Source organism: Pelomicrobium sp. G1, assembly GCF_051905455.1.
GTDB lineage: Bacteria > Pseudomonadota > Gammaproteobacteria > Burkholderiales > UBA6910 > Pelomicrobium.
Genome location: NZ_JBQACR010000574.1, coordinates 1 through 238, shown reverse-complemented (window position 1 = coordinate 238; position 238 = coordinate 1). Strand labels below are relative to the sequence as shown.

1 protein-coding gene is annotated in these 238 nt (G+C 71.0%); it reads right to left on the bottom strand.

The annotated features are described in order from the left end of the window. Window positions 1-238: hypothetical protein (locus tag ACTFO6_RS19680; protein ID WP_439935982.1), on the bottom strand; the 238-nt coding region annotated here is incomplete at both ends.

Below are 238 nucleotides of genomic sequence, written 5' to 3'. Positions count from 1 at the left end.
CCCGCGCGTTCCAGGGCCGCCTCGAGCCGCTTGCCGCCCAGATCGGAGGTCCAGCCCGTGAGCCAGGCGAAGCAATCGGTGCTCGCAAGCCGATACACTTGGGCCACGAACCAGCGCAGCCGCTCGATGGTGGCGATGCAAGGTGCGATCGCGAAGCGGCGGCTGAGCTCCGTCAGCTCCGCCCGCGCCCGCTCCCCCTCGGCCTGGATCTCCTCCAAGCGCCGGACGACGCGAAGCA